The sequence below is a fragment of the Streptomyces sp. NPDC048566 genome (assembly GCF_043199735.1).
Lineage (GTDB): Bacteria > Actinomycetota > Actinomycetes > Streptomycetales > Streptomycetaceae > Streptomyces.
This window is the reverse complement of the sequence record NZ_JBICWL010000006.1, coordinates 156,242-173,870: the sequence shown is the minus strand read 5'-3', so window position 1 is coordinate 173,870 and position 17,629 is coordinate 156,242. Positions and strand designations below refer to the sequence as shown.

The window sequence follows — 17,629 nt, the reverse complement described above, 5'->3', positions numbered from 1 at the left end:
CGGCGGGCGGCCACCCGGCCGGCGAGGGCGACGGGCCGTCAGGAGGAGGCGGCCGCGCTGCTCGGTCCCGGGGAGGGCGGAGCGGGCTTCGGCGGGCCGGGCTTCGGCGGCGCCGGCTTGGGCGGGGTGGCGGCCCCCGCCTTCGGCGCCGGGCCCGCGCCCGCGCCGCCGGTTCCCCCTCCCGCACCACCGGCGGGCGGAGCGGGCGGGGGGCCGGCGGGAGATCCGGGCTGGGCGCCGGACGCGGCCGGGGCGCCCGCGCCCGGCGCCGCGGCGGGCTCCGCGGCCCGCGACCGGGCCGCCGCGACCGCGTCGCGCAGCGCGTCCTCCTGCTCCTGGCTCAGCGACGTCTGCACCAACTGCCCGCCGAACTCGGCGATCCGGGGGACGACCTTGTCCCCGGCCGCCTGCTTCACCAGCACGAACAGCGCGGCGGCACCGGGCCGCAGGTTCTGGCTCAGGTCCTTCATGAACCGGTCGTCCACTCCGGTGTCCGTCATCGCCCCGCCGGCCGCACCGGCCGCCGCACCCACCGCGGCGCCCAGCAGCGGCGCGAGGAACAGCAGTCCGATCACGCCGCCCCACAGCGCCCCGCCCGCCGCGCCCACGGCCGTGTGGCTGACCGCCTGGTGCAGCTTGATCCGGCCGTCCTCGTACCGTTCGACGACGACCGCGTCCTCCAGCTCGACGAGATGCTGCTTCGAGAGCTCGAACAGCTTGTCGCGCACCTGGTTGGCGGTGGCGACGTCGTTGTAGGCGACGACGAACAGGTTGCTCATGAGGGATACCCCTTATGTCGATTTCGGTCGACTTTATAGCGATATCCGATGAGGTGCAGTCGGGAGAAACCCGGACGGGCCAGGGCCGGCGCCCGTCGGCACCGGGGAGCGGCACCGGCCTACGGCCGCGGCGCCCCGGCCCGCCGGTCCCGCCCGGTCACAGCCCCGGCGCCCCCCAGATGGGGAACCAGCGGCCGAGGTCCTCCTCGATGCGCAGGTCGTCCGCCAGTACCGCCCTGATCTGGAGTTCCAGCGCGTTGTCGCGGCGCTCACCCGCTCCGCCGAGCGGGGCGAAGGGATAGAAGGTCCCGCGCTTGTAGAGGTAGACGAGTCCGAGGCGGCGCTGCCGGCCGTCCTGGAAGGCGGCCACCGAGCACAGCAGCTGCGGCCCGAACCCGGTGCCCTCCAGGGCGCTGTTGACCGCGTGCAGATCACTCACCAGGGCGGGCAGGTCGCCGGGGGAGCGCCGGGAGACGAGCCAGGAGTAGCCGTACTCGTCCCGGCTGCTCTCGACCGGCGGCCCCGTGCGTTCGCTGTCCGCGTCGAGCAGGGCCTGCGCCTCCCGCTGCGCCTCGAGGAAGGCCGCGCCCTCCGCGGAGGCGAAACACACCGCTCCCGTGCCGGTCGGGGTGAAACCCGCCGCGGCCTCCAGGGTCACCGCCGCCGACGGCAGGCCGAAGAGCCGGTCGAGGTCCGGTGCGGCGGGCTTGCTCCGGCCGAGCAGGATGTCCAGGAACCCCATGCGGTCAGACGGCCTCTCCGGGAGTGCGGGTGATCGGGTCCGGCGCCGCGGGCCCGCCCAGCTCCACGGAGATGCGGGCCAGCTGCTCCAGCCGCTGCTCCAGGCTCGGGTGGGTGGAGAAGAGGTTGGCGATGCCGGGCTCCCGGCCGAGGGCCGGGGTGAAGTAGAACGCGTTGAACGCCTGCGCGGTCCGCAGGTCGCGGGTGGGGATGCGGCCGATCTCACCGGTGACCTTGGTGAGGGCGGACGCCAGCGCGGAGGGCCGGCCGGTGAGCAGGGCCGCGGACCGGTCGGCGGCCAGTTCCCGGTACCGGGAGAGCGCTCTGATCAGCACGAAGCTGATCGCGTACACGGCCGCGGACACCGCCATCACCGCCACGAAGATCGCGACGGTGTTCTGGTCCTTGCGGCCGCGGGCGCCGAACAGCTGCGAGTAGAAGGCGAACCGTACGATCAGGCCCGCCAGCACACCGAGGAAGGACGCCACGGTGATCACGGCGACGTCCTTGTGCGCCACGTGCGACAGCTCGTGCGCGAGGACGCCCTCCAGCTCGTCCGCCTCCAGCCGGCGCAGCAGCCCCGTGGTCACGCAGAGCACCGCGTGGTCGGGGTTGCGGCCGGTGGCGAACGCGTTCGGCATGTCGACGTCCGACACGGCGACGAGCGGCTTGGGCATGTCGGCGACCGCGCACAGCCGGTCGACCACGCCGTGCAGCTGCGGGTACTCCTCGCGCTCCACGATCCGCCCGTGCATGGCCCACAGCGCGATCCGGTCCGAGAACCAGTACTGCGCGATCAGGAGCCCGGCCGCGACGACCACGACCAGCACCCACGACTTCAGCAGCACGACCAGCGCGGCGACGAACGCCACGTACAGCAGTCCGAGCAGGAACAGCGTGACCGTCATCCGCACGGTCAGCTGCCGATCGCTGTGGAAACGGCTCCGCATCTCGCATCACCCCGCAGTCAGGGCACTCGTCCCACCTCCATTGTGCGCCCGCGCCCCCGTGGTGCCGAGGGCCGATGTTCCCCGGCCGGGCAAAGAACCGCCCTGCGGCACGTCATGTGCGCCGGCCGCCCCGGCGTCTCGCCCCGGACAGCACGAAGGCCGTGCCCCTCCCGGAGGAAGGGCACGGCCGGTACGCCGGGGCGACGGGCTTACACGTCGTAGTACATCTCGAACTCGTGCGGGTGCGGGCGCAGCTGGAGCGGCGCGATCTCGTTCGTGCGCTTGTAGTCGATCCACGTCTCGATCAGGTCGGACGTGAAGACGTCGCCCGCGAGGAGGAACTCGTGGTCGGCTTCCAGACGGTCCAGGACGGCCGGGAGGGAGGTCGGGACCTGGGCGACGCCCGCGTGCTCCTCGGGGGCCAGCTCGTACAGGTCCTTGTCGATCGGCTCGGCCGGCTCGATCTTGTTCTTGACGCCGTCCAGGCCCGCCATGAGCAGGGCGGAGAAGGCGAGGTAGGGGTTGCCGGAGGAGTCGGGCGCGCGGAACTCGACGCGCTTGGCCTTCGGGTTGGAGCCCGTGATCGGGATACGCATCGCGGCCGAGCGGTTGCGCTGCGAGTACACCAGGTTGACCGGGGCCTCGAAGCCGGGGACCAGGCGGTGGTAGGAGTTCACCGTCGGGTTGGTGAACGCGAGCAGCGACGGGGCGTGCTTGAGGATGCCGCCGATGTAGTAGCGGGCGGTGTCCGAGAGGCCCGCGTACCCCGCCTCGTCGTAGAACAGCGGGGAGCCGCCGCTCCACAGCGACTGGTGGACGTGCATGCCCGAGCCGTTGTCGCCGAAGATCGGCTTCGGCATGAAGGTCGCGGTCTTGCCGTTGCGCCAGGCGACGTTCTTCACGATGTACTTGAAGAGCATCAGGTCGTCGGCCGCGGCGAGCAGCGTGTTGAACTTGTAGTTGATCTCGGCCTGGCCGGCGGTGCCCACCTCGTGGTGCTGGCGCTCGACCTGGAGGCCGGACTTGGCCAGCTCCAGGGAGATCTCGGCCCGCAGGTCGGCGAAGTGGTCCACCGGCGGGGTCGGGAAGTAGCCGCCCTTGTAGCGGACCTTGTAGCCGCGGTTGTCCTCGGTCGCACCGGTGTTCCAGGCGCCGGCCTCGGAGTCGATGTGGTAGAAGGACTCGTTCGCGGTGGTCTGGAACCGCACGCTGTCGAAGACGTAGAACTCGGCCTCGGGACCGAAGTACGCCGTGTCGGCGATACCGGTCGACGCGAGGTAGGCCTCGGCCTTCTTGGCGACGTTGCGCGGGTCGCGCGAGTACTGCTCGCCCGTGATCGGGTCGTGGATGAAGAAGTTGACGTTGACCGTCTTGTCGCGGCGGAAGGGGTCGACGCGCGCGGTGGACAGGTCGGCGCGGAGCGCCATGTCGGACTCGTGGATGGCCTGGAAGCCGCGGATGGAGGACCCGTCGAACGCGAGCTCCTCGGCCGGGTCGAAGGCCTCGGCCGGGATCGTGAAGTGCTGCATCACACCCGGCAGGTCGCAGAAGCGGACGTCGACGAACTTGACGTCCTCGTCCGCGATGAACTTCTTGGCCTCGTCGGCGTTCTGGAACATCCAGCTCCTCCTACTCCCGCCCACAGTGGACCGGGGTGGTAGTTCGTTCGTGCTGCCAGTGCGGTGGCACACGCTGGAGCCGACCTTAAGGACGGGGGATTTCTCCAGCGTGACCCGTTTGTTTCGCCCAAGTTAACCGACCCGGGGCCGGAAGGCCCCTCCTGTCCACAGGTCAAAACGGGCACAGTACCGTGGAGGCGTGGACAACAGGCAAGCAATCGGATCGTGGCTCTCCGGCCCCCGGGCCGCCGCCGAGGAGGCCGGGGCCGACTTCGGATACCGGGGCGAACAGCTCGGTCTGCCCGAACACGGACCGGGTTCCATCGCCCGTCCGGGGCGCCGGCTCGGCGCGCTCGCCGTCGACTGGGGCCTGTGCCTGCTGATCGCCTCCGGACTCGTCACTCACGGCTACGACCAGGCCACGGGCAACTGGGCGCTCCTCGTCTTCTTCGTCCTCGGCGTGCTCACGGTCGGTACCGTCGGCTTCACCCCGGGCAAGCGCCTGTTCGGCCTGCGGGTCGTGCCCGAGGGCGGCGGGCGGCTCAACCCGCTGCGCGTGCTGCTGCGCACCGTGCTGCTCTGCGTGGCCGTGCCGGCGCTGATCTGGGACCGCGACGGCCGCGGCCTGCACGACCGGCTGGCCCGCACGATCGAAGTCCGCGGCTGAGCCTCACGACCCGCCTGCCGCGACGCGACGCCCGCCGCGTCCCGTCGCCGCGGCCCCGCAGGGGTGCGTGCCGCAAGGCGGTACGGATCGGACGGGGTCCGACGCGCGGGTTCTGATGCGCCGATGGGGCGCCCGGAGAGGTCTCCGGGCGCCCCATCGGCGCATCAGGGTTCGCGGGGGAGGGTCAGCGGCCCTTGCCGCCGCGCGGCATCCGCATGCCCTTGGGCATCGGGCCCTTCGGCAGCGGCATGTTGCTCATGAGGTCGCCCATCGCGCGCAGCCGGTCGTTGGTCGCGGTGACCTGCGGGCCGGTGAGCACGCGCGGAAGCTTGAGCATCGTCGTGCGGAGCTTCTTCAGCGGTACCGCGTTCTCGCCGGTGCCCACGAGGATGTCGTGGACCGGAACGTCCGCGACGATCCGCGCCATCTTCTTCTTCTCGGCGGCCAGCAGGCTCTTGACCCGGTTCGGGTTGCCCTCGGCGACCAGCACGATGCCGGCCTTGCCGACCGCGCGGTGCACCACGTCCTGGCTGCGGTTCATCGCCACCGCCGGGGTGGTGGTCCAGCCCCGGCCGACGTTGTCCAGGACCGCCGCCGCGGCGCCGGGCTGGCCCTCCATCTGCCCGAAGGCGGCCCGCTCGGCCCTGCGCCCGAAGACGATCGCCGTCGCGAGGAAGGCGAGCAGGAGCCCGAGGATGCCGAGATAGACCGGGTGGCCGATCAAGAAGCCGATCGCGAGGATGACACCGAAGGTGACCATTCCGACAGCCGCGAGAACAAGACCGATCATCGAGTCGGCCCTGCGGGTCATCTTGTACGTCTGGACGATCTGCTTGAGTCGCCCGGGGTTCGCAGCGTCCGCTGCGGATTCCTTCCTCGCCATGCAGGGAAGTCTACGTGGCCCGCGAGGCGCCTACGACGGCAGGACCGGGCGAGCGGGGCGGCGGGGGTCCGCCGCGGGGCGGAGCGGGGTCAGCGGCGGGTGAGCGAGGACTCCAGCACCAGCTGCGCCTCGACCCGGTCCTTGGCGCGGCGGCGGTCCTCCAGGACGGAGGTCCAGGCGTTGCGGCGGGCCGTGCGCTGGCCGCTGCTCATGAGCAGCGACTCGACGGCACGGAGTGCATCGGTGAACGACGGGATCGCGGTGGCGCGAACGGGCGCGGCCTGCATGGTGGGAGGTCCCCCCTCGGGATCGACGGCTCGTGCGGGACGGTACGGGGTGTAAGACCAGGGTCACTGATTGGTGTTACCAGGGCGTGACCGACCGGTCAAACACCAGTGAAACCGGGAAGGCGGGGGTCGTTTCCACACCGCGTCCCCGAGAGGTTCGCCAACTGCGCAGATGGCCGGGAGTGCGGTGAACGCCCCGGTGTGAACGGTGAGTTGCTTGTGCCCGGATTCACACGAGGGCGGTGGCACCGCGTGCCACCGCCCTCGTGTGAATCGCTCGTCCGGGTGCTGCCCCGTTCGGCGTAGTCAGACCGCCTGGGAGGCGACGTAGGCCCCCCGCTTCTCGATGGCCATCGTGTACAGCCGGCCGGCGCGGTACGAGGACCGGACCAGCGGGCCGGACATCACGCCGGAGAAGCCGATCTGCTCGGCCTCCTCCTTCAGCTCCACGAACTCGTGCGGCTTGACCCAGCGCTCGACGGGGTGGTGGCGCACGGAGGGCCGCAGGTACTGCGTGATCGTGATGAGCTCGCAGCCCGCGTCGTGCAGCTGCCGGAGCGCCTCGCCGACCTCCTCGCGGGTCTCGCCCATGCCGAGGATCAGGTTCGACTTCGTGACCAGGCCGACGTCGCGGGCCTCGGTGATGACCTTGAGCGAGCGCTCGTAGCGGAAGCCCGGACGGATGCGCTTGAAGATCCGCGGGACGGTCTCGACGTTGTGCGCGAAGACCTCGGGGCGCGAGGAGAAGACCTCGGCGAGCTGCTCGGGCTCGGCGTTGAAGTCCGGGGCCAGCAGCTCGACCTTGGTGCGGCCCTCCGCCCGGTCCGCCGTCTGGGCGTGGATCTGCCGGACGGTCTCGGCGTACAGCCACGCCCCGCCGTCCTCCAGGTCGTCGCGGGCGACGCCGGTGATGGTGGCGTAGTTCAGGTCCATCGTGACGACGGACTCGCCGACCCGGCGGGGCTCGTCGCGGTCCAGCGCCTCGGGCCTGCCGGTGTCGATCTGGCAGAAGTCGCAGCGCCGCGTGCACTGGTCGCCGCCGATGAGGAAGGTGGCCTCGCGGTCTTCCCAGCACTCGTAGATGTTGGGGCAGCCCGCCTCCTGGCAGACCGTGTGCAGGCCCTCGCTCTTCACGAGCCCCTGCATCTTCGTGTACTCGGGGCCCATTTTCGCCCGGGTCTTGATCCACTCGGGCTTGCGCTCGATGGGGGTCTGGCTGTTCCGGACCTCCAGGCGCAGCATCTTGCGTCCGTCGGGTGCGACTGCGGACACATCGGCTCCCTGTAGCTTCGATTCTTCGGCGTACACCAGGGTACGCCCGTGCGGTTCTCGACCCCCGAGGTGGGCAACCTTCGGGAACGGGGGTCCATTCCCGGAGGGCACGCCCCGGCTGCGGGGCCTAGGCCGGAGTCCGTTCCACTGCCCGAGGCCGCAGGTCGGCGTTCTCCAGCACGTCCCGCAGATGGCGCTCGGCCACCGGCAGGACCTCGGCGATCGTCACGTCGCGGCCGAGTTCGCCCGCGAGGGACGCCACGCCCGCGTCGCGGATGCCGCAGGGGATGATCCGGTCGAACCAGGCGTTGTCCGGGTTCACGTTGAGGGCGAAGCCGTGCATGGTCACGCCCTTGGCGACCCGGATGCCGATCGCGGCGATCTTGCGGTCCTCGCGGCGCTGGCCGGCGTTGGAGGGCGCGTACTCCGGGCCGTCGAGCCGCGGGTCGAACTCCTCGTCCGCGAGCCGCGGGTCGAAGTCGAGGGAGAGCCCCCCGAGCGCGGGGCGGTCGGCGGGGTCCCTGGCGTCGCCGAGGACCCACACGCCGCTGCGGCCCTCGACCCGGCTGGTCTCCACGCCGAACTCCGCGCACGTGCGGATCAGCGCCTCTTCCAGGCGGCGTACGTGGGCCACCACGTCCACCGGGCGCGGGAGCTTCTGGATGGGGTAGCCGACGAGCTGGCCGGGCCCGTGCCAGGTGATCTTGCCGCCGCGGTCCACGTCGATGACCGGCGTGCCGTCCAGCGGGCGCTCGCCGTCCGCCGTGCGCCGGCCCGCGGTGTAGACGGGCGGGTGCTCCAGGAGCAGACAGGTGTCGGGGATCTCGTCCAGGAACCGGGCGGCGTGCAGACGGCGCTGCTCGTCCCACGCCTCCTGGTACTCGACGGCCTCGGCACCGAATCCCCTGCGGACGAACCGCAACTCACTCACGGCAAGCGCCTCCCTCGAAGCTTCCGGGACCGGCCCGGCCCCGTGCGCGGCCCGCGGAGGAACCTTTCGTCAGGTACGTCGCGCGCCTACGCCACTGTACGTCCGTCCGCGCCGCGTCAGCCCGACGGTCAATCCTCACACGATCGGATGAACGAAGGGCGAAGCGCGCGATGACGTGCTCACGCTCCGCTACATTCGCGCCGTTCACGAGGCCATAAGGGCTGCTCACAGGCAATCCGGGCACCGGGGGACCTCGGGGCGGCCCGAGCATGCTCCACGCCGCCCCGAAAACGCCCCCGGGAGACCCGAAAGGCAGGAGACCGCACCGCAGATGACGGAACGACCCGCGCAGCGCACTCCCAACCGCCAGCTCGCCGCGCTCATCGCAGAAGCGGGGTTCTCCAACGCAGGTCTCGCCCGTCGCGTGGACCAGCTCGGCCTGGAACACGGACTCGACCTCAGATACGACAAGACCTCGGTGACGCGGTGGCTGCGCGGGCAGCAGCCCCGCGGAACCACGCCCGCGCTCATCGCCGAGGTCTTCACCCGCCGCCTCGGCCGGCGCCTGACCGCGCAGGACCTCGGGCTCGACGCCTGCGCCCCCGTGTACGCGGGACTGGAGTTCGCGGCGACGCCCGAGGAGGCCGTCGACATCGTCAGCGGCCTGTGGCGCAAGGACTCCGGCAGCCACGCCGAACTCCGCAAGATCGCCTTCACCCCGGCCGGTCTGGTCGTCCCCAGCCGGGACTGGCTGATCGGCCGGGCCGACGACCGGGTCGCCCACGGCGACCAGACCTCCCGGGTGCCGGCCCAGGGCCGGCCCGCCGCCCCCCGGCTCACCGGGCCACCGGACCCGGCGGCCCCGCACCACCGCCGCGCCCGTACCGAACGGGGGCCGGGCCAGCGGGTCTCCGGCGGGGACATCGCCGCCCTCCGCTCGGTCGGCGAGCTGTTCCGCGCCCTGGACCACGCCTACGGCGGCGGGCACGCCCGGCAGGCCCTGGTCCGCTACCTGGAGCACGAGGCCGAGCCGATGCTGCGCGGCGCGTACGGCGAGCAGACCGGCCGGCACCTGTTCGCCGCCGCCTCCGACCTCACCCGGCTCGCCGGGTGGACCTCGTACGACATCGGCGCGCACGGGCTCGCCCAGCGCTACTTCGTCCAGGCGCTGCGGCTCGCCCAGGCGGCCGGCGACCGGGTCTACGGCGCCTACGTGCTCATCACGATGAGCCGGCAGGCCGTCTACCTCGGGCACGGGCGGGAGGCCGTGCAGCTCGCCCGGGTCGCCCAGCAGGGGCTCGGGTCGTCCGGACCGCACCAGGTGCAGGCGCTGCTGCACGCCGTCGAGGCCCGCGGGCACGGCGTGCTCGGCGAGGTGCGCGCCTGCACGGCCTCCCTGGTCCGCGCCGAGCGGGCGCTGGAGGCGTCCCGGGCGGGCGACGAGGCGCCGCACTGGGCCCGGTTCTTCGACGAGGCCCAGCTCGCCGACGAGTTCGGGCACTGCCACCGGGACCTCCAGCAGTTCCGTGCCGCCGCCCAGCACGCCGAGCGCTCCCTGCAGCTGCGGGCGCCCGGCTACGCCCGCAGCCGGCTGTTCTGCCGGGTGGTACTGGCCTCGGCCCGGCTCGGTCTCGGCGAGCTGGACCAGGCCTGCCTGCTGGGCGCGGAGGCGGCCGGGCAGGCGGCGGAGATGCGGTCGGCGCGGGCCGTGGAGTACGTACGGGACTTCGAGCGGCGGCTGGAACCGTACAAGGACGCGGCGCCCGTGCGCGGCTACCGCGACAAGGTGTCCGCCCTCGCCTGAGCGGCCCGGCCGCCTCACCGCGCCGGCCCGGCGAGGCGGCGCGTGCCGGGGTACGGGCCCTCCCGCCGCGGAGGGCGCGGCCCGTCGTCCCCGGTCTCCGGCCTGGGGTGCCGGAGACCGGGAAGCCCGCCGTCCGCCGGGCGCCGTCGGGCCCGGCGGACGGGGCGCCTCAGGCGGCGGCCGGCTCCAGCCGCCCGGCCGGCGGGGCCGGACGGACGCCCAGGTCCCTCAGCAGGGCGTGGGCGGCCCGCCGGGCGGAGTGCAGTGCGCCCTGCACCGTGCTCGTGTCCCGGTGGTCGCCGCACACGTACAGGCCCGCCAGCAGCCGCACCGGCCGCCGGGCGTCGTGCGGCGGTGCCATCGCCGGGACCGCCTCGGGCTCGTGGTGCACGGCCAGCAGTTCCCAGCGGGCGGTCGGGGTCCCGTAGATCCGGGCCAGCTGGGCGCGGACCGCCGCGTCCAGGTGCGCCGGCCCGGGCGTGCCGCCCAGCACGGTGGAGGAGACCAGGGCGCGGCCCGCCGGCGCCCGCGTCGGGTCGACCTGGCTGACGACGGCCGTGTGGGCCACCGGCCCGCTCCGGTCGGCGTCCAGGAGGAGGGCCGGGTCGGCGAGCGGTGGCTCGTCCGTGGTGTGGTGCAGGACCGTCACCTGATGGAAGGCCGGGACCCGCAGCCCCGGCAGCAGCTCCGCGGCGGCGCGGGCCCCGGTGGCCACCAGGACGGCCCGGCAGCGGATCTCGCCGTGCTCCCGTGTCGCCACGGTGGTCGTGGACACGGCGGTGACCTCGACGTTGGTGTGCAGCGTGCCCGGCGGCAGGCCGGCCGCGAGCAGTTCGGGGAGCGCGTCCGCACCGCCCTCCGGCAGGCAGAGCAGCCCGGTGGCGAAGGAGTGCAGGGCGAGGTCCGCGCAGCGGCTGGACGTCGTGAGGTCCGGGTCGCACAGCAGCGCGGCCAGCAGGGGGCGCAGCACGCCCTCGACGGTGCGCGGCGGCAGGCCCCGGGAGGCCAGGGCGCGGGCGGTGGTGCCCTCGGGGCGCGCGAGCAGCCGTTCCGGCTCGGTGGCGGCGAGCCGTCCGAGGGCCATCGCCAGCCGCGACGGGTCCAGCGGTCCGCCGAGCGCCCCCGGCCGGGAGGTCCCGCGTGCCGGGCGGGGCAGCGGCAGCCGGGGGGCGCTCGCGAGGGCGCGCGCAGTTGTGAGTGCGCCCCTCGCGCTCCGCGATGTGCCGGGTGCGGCGACCCGGTGGTGGTGGCCGTCGCTGTGCAGCAGCACGCCCGGCGAGAACGGGCGCAGGGCCAGGGCGTCCAGGCCGGGGGTGTGCCGCAGTTCCGGGTAGGAGGTGGCCAGGAGCCGGCCGAGCCGGTCCAGCCGGAAGCCGTCGACTTTCTCCGTGGACATGCGGCCCCCCACATGCGGGGCGGCCTCCAGGACGGCGGTCCGCAGACCCGCCCCGGTCAGGTGCCGTGCGGCCGCGAGGCCGGCGGCGCCGGCTCCCACGACCACGACGTCCACGTCTTCCGCGATCGCCGCCCTGTGCGCGGCGTGGCGTGCGGGCTCTAGCACGTGCCCCTCCTCGAGGTTGCGCGGCCGATGGAGACGTCATGCCCCCAACAGGCTTCAGGAATACCCGAGTTCGGATCGAGGGTGCGAGGTGTGCGGCGGCGGCGGAAGTCGCGCGGCGGCCGTGCACGGGGGCACGGGGGGTGCATTCCCCCGCCGGGGGAGGCACCCCGGCGGCGGAGCGGGGCCGAGCGGGACCGCCCCCGCCCCTGCCCCCGGTCCTCCCGCTCAGCCCAGTGCGGCCCGCAGCGTGCCGTCGATCGAGGGGAACGCGAAGGCGAACCCCGACTCCAGGAGGCGGGCGGGCAGCACTCGCTGGCTGCCCAGGATCTCCCCGGACATCTCACCGAGGGCGAGGCGCATCAGCGGGGCGGGGGTGGCCAGCAGCGTCGGACGGTTCAGGACCCGGCCCATGGCCTCGGTGATCTCGCCGTTGGTGAGCGGGTCGGGGGCCGTCAGGTTCACCGGCCCGGACAGCGACTCCGTGTCCATGAGATGCCGGATCGCGGCCACCTCGTCGTGCAGCGAGATGAAGCTCCAGTACTGGCGGCCGTCGCCCAGCCGGCCTCCGAGTCCCGCCTTGAACAGCGGGAACAGCTTCGCCCAGGCCCCGCCGGCCCGCGACACCACCAGCCCGGTGCGGGGCAGCACCGTGCGCACCCCGGCGTCCCGCGCGGGGGCGGTGGCCGCCTCCCACTCCTCGCACACCGACGCGAGGAACCCCTCGCCGCGCGGAGCCGACTCGTCCACGGACCGGCTGCCCGTGTCGCCGTAGAAGCCGATCGCGCTCCCGTTCACGAACACCCGCGGCGGCTCGTCGAGCGAGGCCACCGCCTCGGCCAGCGTCGCGGTGCCCAGCACCCGGCTGTCCCGGATCTGCCGTTTGTAGGACCGCGTCCACGGCCGGGACGCCACCCCGGCCCCGGCGAGGTTGACCACGGCCGCGCATCCGGCGAGCCCGGCCGCGTCGATCCGCCGGCGCTGCGGGTCCCAGCGGACCTCCTCCCGCGCGGCGGGGGCGTGCCGGACCAGCCGCACCACCTCGTGCCCGTCCGCCCGCAGGGAGCGGGCGAGTTCGGAGCCGATGAGACCGGAGGCGCCGGCGATCGCGATACGCGAACCCGGCGGCAGGGAGGAGTCGCTCATGACGTCATCCTGCCCGGAAAGCAGCGGAAATCCCGGACCGGCCGCGAGGCGGCCGGTCGTACAGTGATCGGCATGGCCGTCGCCCCGCACCTCCGCACCGCCGTCCTCGACGACGAGGACGCACTCGGCAGACTCGACCGCGACACCTGGTCCACGCTGCACGCCGTCATGCCCCGGCCCCGGCCGCCGTACGAGCCGTTCTTCGGCGAGCGCTTCGGCCCGCGCGACCATCTCGTCGCCGAACGGGACGGCCGGATCGTCGGCTACATCCGGCTCGGCTTCCCCACCCCGCTCGCCTGCAACGCCCACGTCCGGCAGATCCTCGGACTCGCCGTGGCCGAGGAGGCCCGTGGCGCCGGGGTGGGCCGCGCCCTGCTGCGGGCCGTCGTCGCCGAGGCCCGGCGTCAGGGCGCCCGGCGCGTCACCCTGCGGGTGCTCGGCCACAACGTCCCGGCGCGCGCCCTCTACGCCTCCGAGGGCTTCGCCGTCGAGGGCGTCCTGCCGGGGGAGTTCCTGCTCGACGGCGTGTACGTGGACGACGTGCTGATGGGCCGGTCCCTCTGACCGGACCGACCGCCACCCGCCCGGTCCCGGTCCCCGTGCCGGCCCCGGTCGGCCGCCGGCACGGCCGCCCGCGCCGGCGCCCGGGGCCGTCGGGCCGGCGACCGCGGCGGTGCCGGACCGGCCGGCCCGGTCAGGACGTGACCAGGGCGCCCGTGTCGACACGGGCGGTGGCGTGGGCCGCCCGGCGGGCGTCGCCCGCCACCTCGTGCGCGGTCAGCACGTAGCCCGTCTCGCTGTCCGAGGTCGAGCGGGCGAAGACCATCCCGTAGACCCTGCCGTCGGTGGTCAGGAGCGGGCCGCCGGAGTTGCCGGGGCGGACCGTCGAGCGGATCGAGTAGATCTCGCGGGTGACCGTGCCCGAGTTGTAGATGTTCTGGCCCGTGGCGTTGATCCGGCTCGCCACCGTGGCCGCCTGGAGGTCGAGGCCGCCGTCCTGCGGATAGCCCGCCACCACCGCCGAGTCGCCGCGGGCGGCGACCCCGTCGAAGGGCAGCACCGGGGCCCGCAGGCCCGGCACCCACAGCACCGCGACGTCCTTCTGCGGGTCGAACAGCACCACCCGCGCCGGGTACGGGCGGCCGACCCCGCCCACCCGCACCGTCGGCCGGTCGATGCCCGCCACCACATGGGCGTTGGTCATCACGCGCTGCGCGGAGTAGACGAACCCGCTGCCCTCGCGGCCCTGGTTGCCCGAGACCCCCTCGACCTTCACCGTGCTCAGCTTCGCCGCGTTCGTCGCGGAGGCGGTCACGCTGTCGCCCGAGGGCCGCGCCACGCCCGCCGCGGGTTCGTTCTCGAACGGGTTGAAGACCTGCGGGAAGCCCGCCTCGGTGAGCGCCGAGGTGGCCCGCGAGAACCAGGCCGGCGTCGTCTCCGGCATCGTCTTCTGGACGGCGCCGAGCAGCGCCGAGTTGCGGATCGACTGGGTCACCACCGGGGACGAGGAGGCCCCCAGCACGCTCGCCGCGACCCACGCCACCAGCAGGACCGCCAGCGTGTTCGCCGCCGCCCCGCCGATGCCGTCCGCCACCCGCAGCGGCCCCCCGTCCAGCTCCCGGCGCAGCTTCAGCGCCAGCCGGCCGGCCAGTTCGTGCCCCACCACGGCGGGCACCAGCACGGTGAGCACCGCGGTGACCGTCGCCGCCGGGGTGCCCGCCGTGACCAGCTCCATCATCCAGGGCAGCACCCACACGCCGATCACCGCGCCGCCCACGAAACCGGCCAGCGAGACGCAGCCGGCGACCAGGCCGCGGCGGTATCCGGACGCCGCGTAGGCCAGGATCACCAGCATCAGCAGGAGGTCGAGCACGTCCACGGAGCCGCCTTTCTCTGGGGCCCCTCAGTACGTGCCGGGCGGGCCCATTGATCAGCCACGCGCGTGCGGTGCCGTGGGAACGACCACACACCCGTGGACCGGTAGAAACGTCCCGGACACGTCCGATGGTTCCACCGGGTGGCCCAGTCCACATCGCGGCCCGCTCGGATCCGGGCCAGGGTGGGTCCATGCGTGTCTTCGGGAAGTCTCGGGGGCCTCGGATACCGAACGCGGGGCGCGGAACGCGCCCCGCGCCCCACGGGCGCCGCCCGCTCCACCGGGCGGCCGGGGTCCGAATACGCTCGGGGCGCGAGCCCCGGCCCCCCGGATCCCGCGACCCGCGCCGCCCCCGGGCGGCGCTGTCGCAACCCGTCCTGGCCCTGCTGGCCTGCGTGCCGGGCCTGCTGGCCGTCGCGGCGCTCGTGACCTGCGCGGCGGGCGTGGACCGCACCGCGGCGCGTGCCGCCGTCAGGGCGCCGCTGGCGGCCCGCACGGTGGTGGACCACTCCGCCGCACGGCCGCCCATCGAGCCGCGGTCGGTGTGGCTCGACCCCGCGGCCCCGCGCAGCCAGCCGCCGCCCCGCTACGACGACCGCGTCGTCGCCGTCTTCGTGCACCACACCGACTCGCCGAACGGCTACGACTGCGCCGACGTGCCCCGCATCATCGCCGACTTCTACGCGGGCCAGACCGGCGCCAAGGGGTGGGACGACATCGGCTACAACTTCCTCGTCGACCGCTGCGGCACCATCTACGAGGGCCGCGCCGGCGGCGTCGACCGGCCCGTCACCGGCGCCCACGCCCAGGGCTTCAACCACCGCACCGCCGGCATCGCCGCGATCGGCACCTTCACGGCGGGCACCCCGGTGCCCAGGGCCATGACCGAGGCCATCGCCCGGCTCGCCGCGTGGAAGCTCGGTCTCAGCGGCATCGACCCCCGCGCCGGCGTGCGGCTGGTCTCCAGCAACAGCCTCAGCCGGTACGCCAAGGGCACCACCGCCGTCCTGCCCACCGTCGCCGGACACGACGACGGCTTCATGACGAGCTGTCCCGGCGCGGCCCTCTCCGCCCGCCTGCCCGAGATCCGCGCCGAGGCGGCCCGCTACCAGGGCCGCTGACGCCCGCCCGGCCCCCGCCGGTGCGCGGGCACGGCCCGCCCCGCGGCGGCAGGGCCCCGCCGCCCCGGGGCGGCGCGCAGCCGCGGGACGGGCGCCGCGCCGTCGGGCACCGGTGCGGGCCGGATGCGGCGGGGACCGTGCGGACCGGCCGCGGGCTGGTCCTACGAACCGGCCCGCACAGGGCCCGCCCGTACGGACCGGTCCGTACGGGCGGGCCCTGTGCGGGCCGTCGTTCGTGCCGGTCGTCCGGACCGGTCGTGTGCGGTGGATCATCCGTGCACCGGCCCTGCGCGGGCCGGTGCACGGAACCGGCCGGGGCGCGCTCGGGGCGCGGCTCAGTCCTCGCGGAAGCGGTCCCACAGCCGGGGGTAGCGCTCCGCCAGCTTGGACTCGTTCTCGAAGTCGAGCGGCGTGCCCACCGGCTCGGAGGCCGCGACCGGGATGCCGAGGTCCGGCGCCACGGCACCGGTGAGCTGCTCGTAGGCCTCGTCGGCCGCGTACCCCAGCTCCTCCCCGTCGCCGTCGATCTCCTCGTCGAACTCGTCCAGCAGCCCGGCGAGCGCGTCCGGGTCGTGCATCGCGCCCTCGAACACCTCCCTGCCCTGACCGATCAGCCAGCAGCGGAAGAAGTCGAAGGCGTCGTCGCTCGCCCCGTCGAGCAGCACCCACGCGGCGCCCCACAGATCCCAGCGGTAGGCGCGGTTGTAGCGGGACTCGAAGTGGCGGGCGAAGTCCAGGACCGCGTCCGGGTCCAGCCGGACGAGCCGCTCGACCAGCAGGTCGGCCTGTTCCTCGGGGTCGCCCTCGGCGGCCTCGCGGGTCGAGTCCACCAGCTGCCAGAACTCCGTCTCGTCCATCACGGGACAAGCATCGGGCCTGCGGAGGAGGGACGCACGCGGAGTGGCGCAGATTGTTATGCGCGCACGGCCGAGGCGGGACCGGCGCTTTGGCGCCTTTCCGGGGGCGGGGCGCGCGCGGTCCGCCGGACGCGTCACCGGTAGAGCGCGGCCGATCGCGCGGCGTCCCGCGCGCAGCGCTCCCGCAGCGACGCCGGCGCGAGCACCTCCACCTCCGGGCCCAGCCCGCGCAGCTGGGCGCGGGCCACCTCCTCGGTCTCCACCGGCAGCGTGACAGTCACCCAGCCCTGCTCGTCGGGCACCCCCGAGGTGCCCAGCGCCCCCTTCGCGGTCGCCGGATCGAGGACGTGCGGGAGCTGCCGCACACCGTCCGGGGACAGCCGCACGGAGATCTCGGAGCGGAGCACGGACCGGGCGAACTCCTCGGCCCGCTCCGCCCAGAAACCCGGCAGGTCGAAGCCCTCCTCCCGCCGGAACCGCTCCGGGCCGGGCGTGACCGCGGTGAACCGGTCGATCCGGTACACCCGGAAGGCCTCCGTGCCGGACACCCGCGCGCACAGGTACCACAGGCCCGCCTTGAGGACGAGACCGTACGGTTCCAGCGTCCGCTCCACCTCGGAGGCGGCCCGCCGGTACCGCGCGACGACCGGGCGGTCGTCCCACACGGCCTCCGCGACGGCCGGCAGCAGTTCCGGCGTCCGCGGCTCGCTGAACCACGCGGGGGCGTCCAGATGGAACCGCTGCGCCGCCGTCCGCGAGGCGTCCCGCACCGACGGCCGGAGCGCCGCCGACACCTTCAGCCGGGCCGCGGACGCCGTGTCCTGGAGGCCCATGTCGCGCAGCGCCCCCGGCACCCCGCTCAGGAACAGCGCCTCCGCCTCGCTGCGCGCCAGCCCCGTCAGACGGGTGCGGTAGCCGCCGACCAGGCGGTACCCGCCGGCCCGGCCCCGGTCCGCGTACACCGGGATGCCCGCCTCCGACAGCGCCTGCGCGTCCCGGGTGATCGTGCGCTCGGACACCTCCAGCTCCCGCGCCAGCTCGGCGGCGGTCATCGACGCCCGGGTCTGGAGCAGCAGCACCATCTTGATCAGACGAGCAGCACGCATGGAACCCATGATGCCGGGCCTCACTGACACCG

General features: G+C 74.1%; 17 protein-coding genes. 4 read left to right on the top strand and 13 right to left on the bottom strand.

Going from position 1 to position 17,629, the window contains the following annotated elements; all coding sequences use genetic code 11:
• Window positions 1-38 precede the first annotated feature (38 nt).
• The 4 genes from ACGFS9_RS13220 to glnA all read right to left on the bottom strand — a co-directional run bounded on the left by ACGFS9_RS13220 (window position 39) and on the right by glnA (window position 4,089).
• Window positions 39-779: a DUF1269 domain-containing protein gene (locus tag ACGFS9_RS13220; protein ID WP_393252856.1), complete on the bottom strand. Its 741-nt coding sequence runs from the start codon at window positions 777-779 to the stop codon at window positions 39-41.
• Window positions 780-936: 157 nt separating this feature from the next.
• A complete protein-coding gene (locus tag ACGFS9_RS13215; protein WP_393252855.1) occupies window positions 937-1,521 on the bottom strand; it encodes a hypothetical protein in 585 nt (194 codons plus the stop codon).
• Between the two features lie 4 nt (window positions 1,522-1,525).
• Window positions 1,526-2,470 (bottom strand): zinc metalloprotease HtpX, encoded by a 945-nt coding sequence (gene htpX, locus ACGFS9_RS13210; protein ID WP_393252854.1) that lies wholly within the window; start codon window positions 2,468-2,470, stop codon window positions 1,526-1,528.
• Between the two features lie 209 nt (window positions 2,471-2,679).
• Entirely contained in the window at window positions 2,680-4,089 is a 1,410-nt protein-coding gene (gene glnA / locus ACGFS9_RS13205; protein WP_393252853.1) for a type I glutamate--ammonia ligase, read from the bottom strand.
• A 199-nt stretch (window positions 4,090-4,288) separates the two neighbouring features.
• Here glnA and ACGFS9_RS13200 point away from each other — a divergent pair, with 199 nt between their 5' ends.
• Complete coding sequence (locus ACGFS9_RS13200) at window positions 4,289-4,756, top strand: RDD family protein (protein ID WP_393252852.1); 468 nt, start codon at window positions 4,289-4,291, stop codon at window positions 4,754-4,756.
• Window positions 4,757-4,940: 184 nt separating this feature from the next.
• Here the strand turns inward: ACGFS9_RS13200 and ACGFS9_RS13195 are convergent, their stop codons facing one another.
• The 4 genes from ACGFS9_RS13195 to lipB all read right to left on the bottom strand — a co-directional run bounded on the left by ACGFS9_RS13195 (window position 4,941) and on the right by lipB (window position 8,129).
• On the bottom strand, window positions 4,941-5,639 hold the full coding sequence (locus ACGFS9_RS13195; protein ID WP_393252850.1) for a DUF4191 domain-containing protein: 699 nt from the start codon (window positions 5,637-5,639) through the stop codon (window positions 4,941-4,943).
• 89 nt (window positions 5,640-5,728) lie between these two features.
• Window positions 5,729-5,926 carry a hypothetical protein gene (locus ACGFS9_RS13190; protein ID WP_393252849.1) on the bottom strand — a complete coding sequence of 66 codons (198 nt, stop codon included), beginning with the start codon at window positions 5,924-5,926 and terminating at the stop codon, window positions 5,729-5,731.
• Between the two features lie 306 nt (window positions 5,927-6,232).
• Entirely contained in the window at window positions 6,233-7,198 is a 966-nt protein-coding gene (lipA, locus tag ACGFS9_RS13185) for a lipoyl synthase (RefSeq protein WP_393252847.1), read from the bottom strand.
• Window positions 7,199-7,325: 127 nt separating this feature from the next.
• The gene (gene lipB / locus ACGFS9_RS13180) at window positions 7,326-8,129 is read right to left on the bottom strand and encodes a lipoyl(octanoyl) transferase LipB (RefSeq protein ID WP_393252845.1); all 804 of its coding nucleotides are present in this window, start codon (window positions 8,127-8,129) and stop codon (window positions 7,326-7,328) included.
• 331 nt (window positions 8,130-8,460) lie between these two features.
• Between lipB and ACGFS9_RS13175 the strand changes: the two genes are divergently transcribed.
• Entirely contained in the window at window positions 8,461-9,933 is a 1,473-nt protein-coding gene (locus tag ACGFS9_RS13175; protein ID WP_393252844.1) for a regulator, read from the top strand.
• A 169-nt stretch (window positions 9,934-10,102) separates the two neighbouring features.
• On the opposite strand, the gene ACGFS9_RS13170 is transcribed toward ACGFS9_RS13175, so the two are convergent.
• Window positions 10,103-11,494, bottom strand: coding sequence for an NAD(P)/FAD-dependent oxidoreductase (locus tag ACGFS9_RS13170; protein ID WP_393252842.1), 1,392 nt, complete (start codon window positions 11,492-11,494; stop codon window positions 10,103-10,105).
• Between the two features lie 225 nt (window positions 11,495-11,719).
• Entirely contained in the window at window positions 11,720-12,637 is a 918-nt protein-coding gene (locus ACGFS9_RS13165; RefSeq protein ID WP_393252840.1) for a TIGR01777 family oxidoreductase, read from the bottom strand.
• A gap of 72 nt (window positions 12,638-12,709) precedes the next feature.
• On the opposite strand from ACGFS9_RS13165, the gene ACGFS9_RS13160 reads away from it, so the two are divergent.
• Entirely contained in the window at window positions 12,710-13,201 is a 492-nt protein-coding gene (locus ACGFS9_RS13160) for a GNAT family N-acetyltransferase (protein WP_393252839.1), read from the top strand.
• Window positions 13,202-13,331: 130 nt separating this feature from the next.
• Here the strand turns inward: ACGFS9_RS13160 and ACGFS9_RS13155 are convergent, their stop codons facing one another.
• Complete coding sequence (locus ACGFS9_RS13155; protein WP_393252837.1) at window positions 13,332-14,516, bottom strand: MarP family serine protease; 1,185 nt, start codon at window positions 14,514-14,516, stop codon at window positions 13,332-13,334.
• 392 nt (window positions 14,517-14,908) lie between these two features.
• Between ACGFS9_RS13155 and ACGFS9_RS13150 the strand changes: the two genes are divergently transcribed.
• Window positions 14,909-15,634: a peptidoglycan recognition protein gene (locus ACGFS9_RS13150; protein WP_393252835.1), complete on the top strand. Its 726-nt coding sequence runs from the start codon at window positions 14,909-14,911 to the stop codon at window positions 15,632-15,634.
• Between the two features lie 335 nt (window positions 15,635-15,969).
• Here the strand turns inward: ACGFS9_RS13150 and ACGFS9_RS13145 are convergent, their stop codons facing one another.
• Together ACGFS9_RS13145 and ACGFS9_RS13140 are read right to left on the bottom strand one after the other, a co-directional pair.
• Complete coding sequence (locus ACGFS9_RS13145; protein WP_393253074.1) at window positions 15,970-16,491, bottom strand: DUF4240 domain-containing protein; 522 nt, start codon at window positions 16,489-16,491, stop codon at window positions 15,970-15,972.
• Between the two features lie 134 nt (window positions 16,492-16,625).
• Window positions 16,626-17,597: a helix-turn-helix transcriptional regulator gene (locus tag ACGFS9_RS13140; RefSeq protein WP_393252833.1), complete on the bottom strand. Its 972-nt coding sequence runs from the start codon at window positions 17,595-17,597 to the stop codon at window positions 16,626-16,628.
• Window positions 17,598-17,629 lie beyond the last annotated feature (32 nt).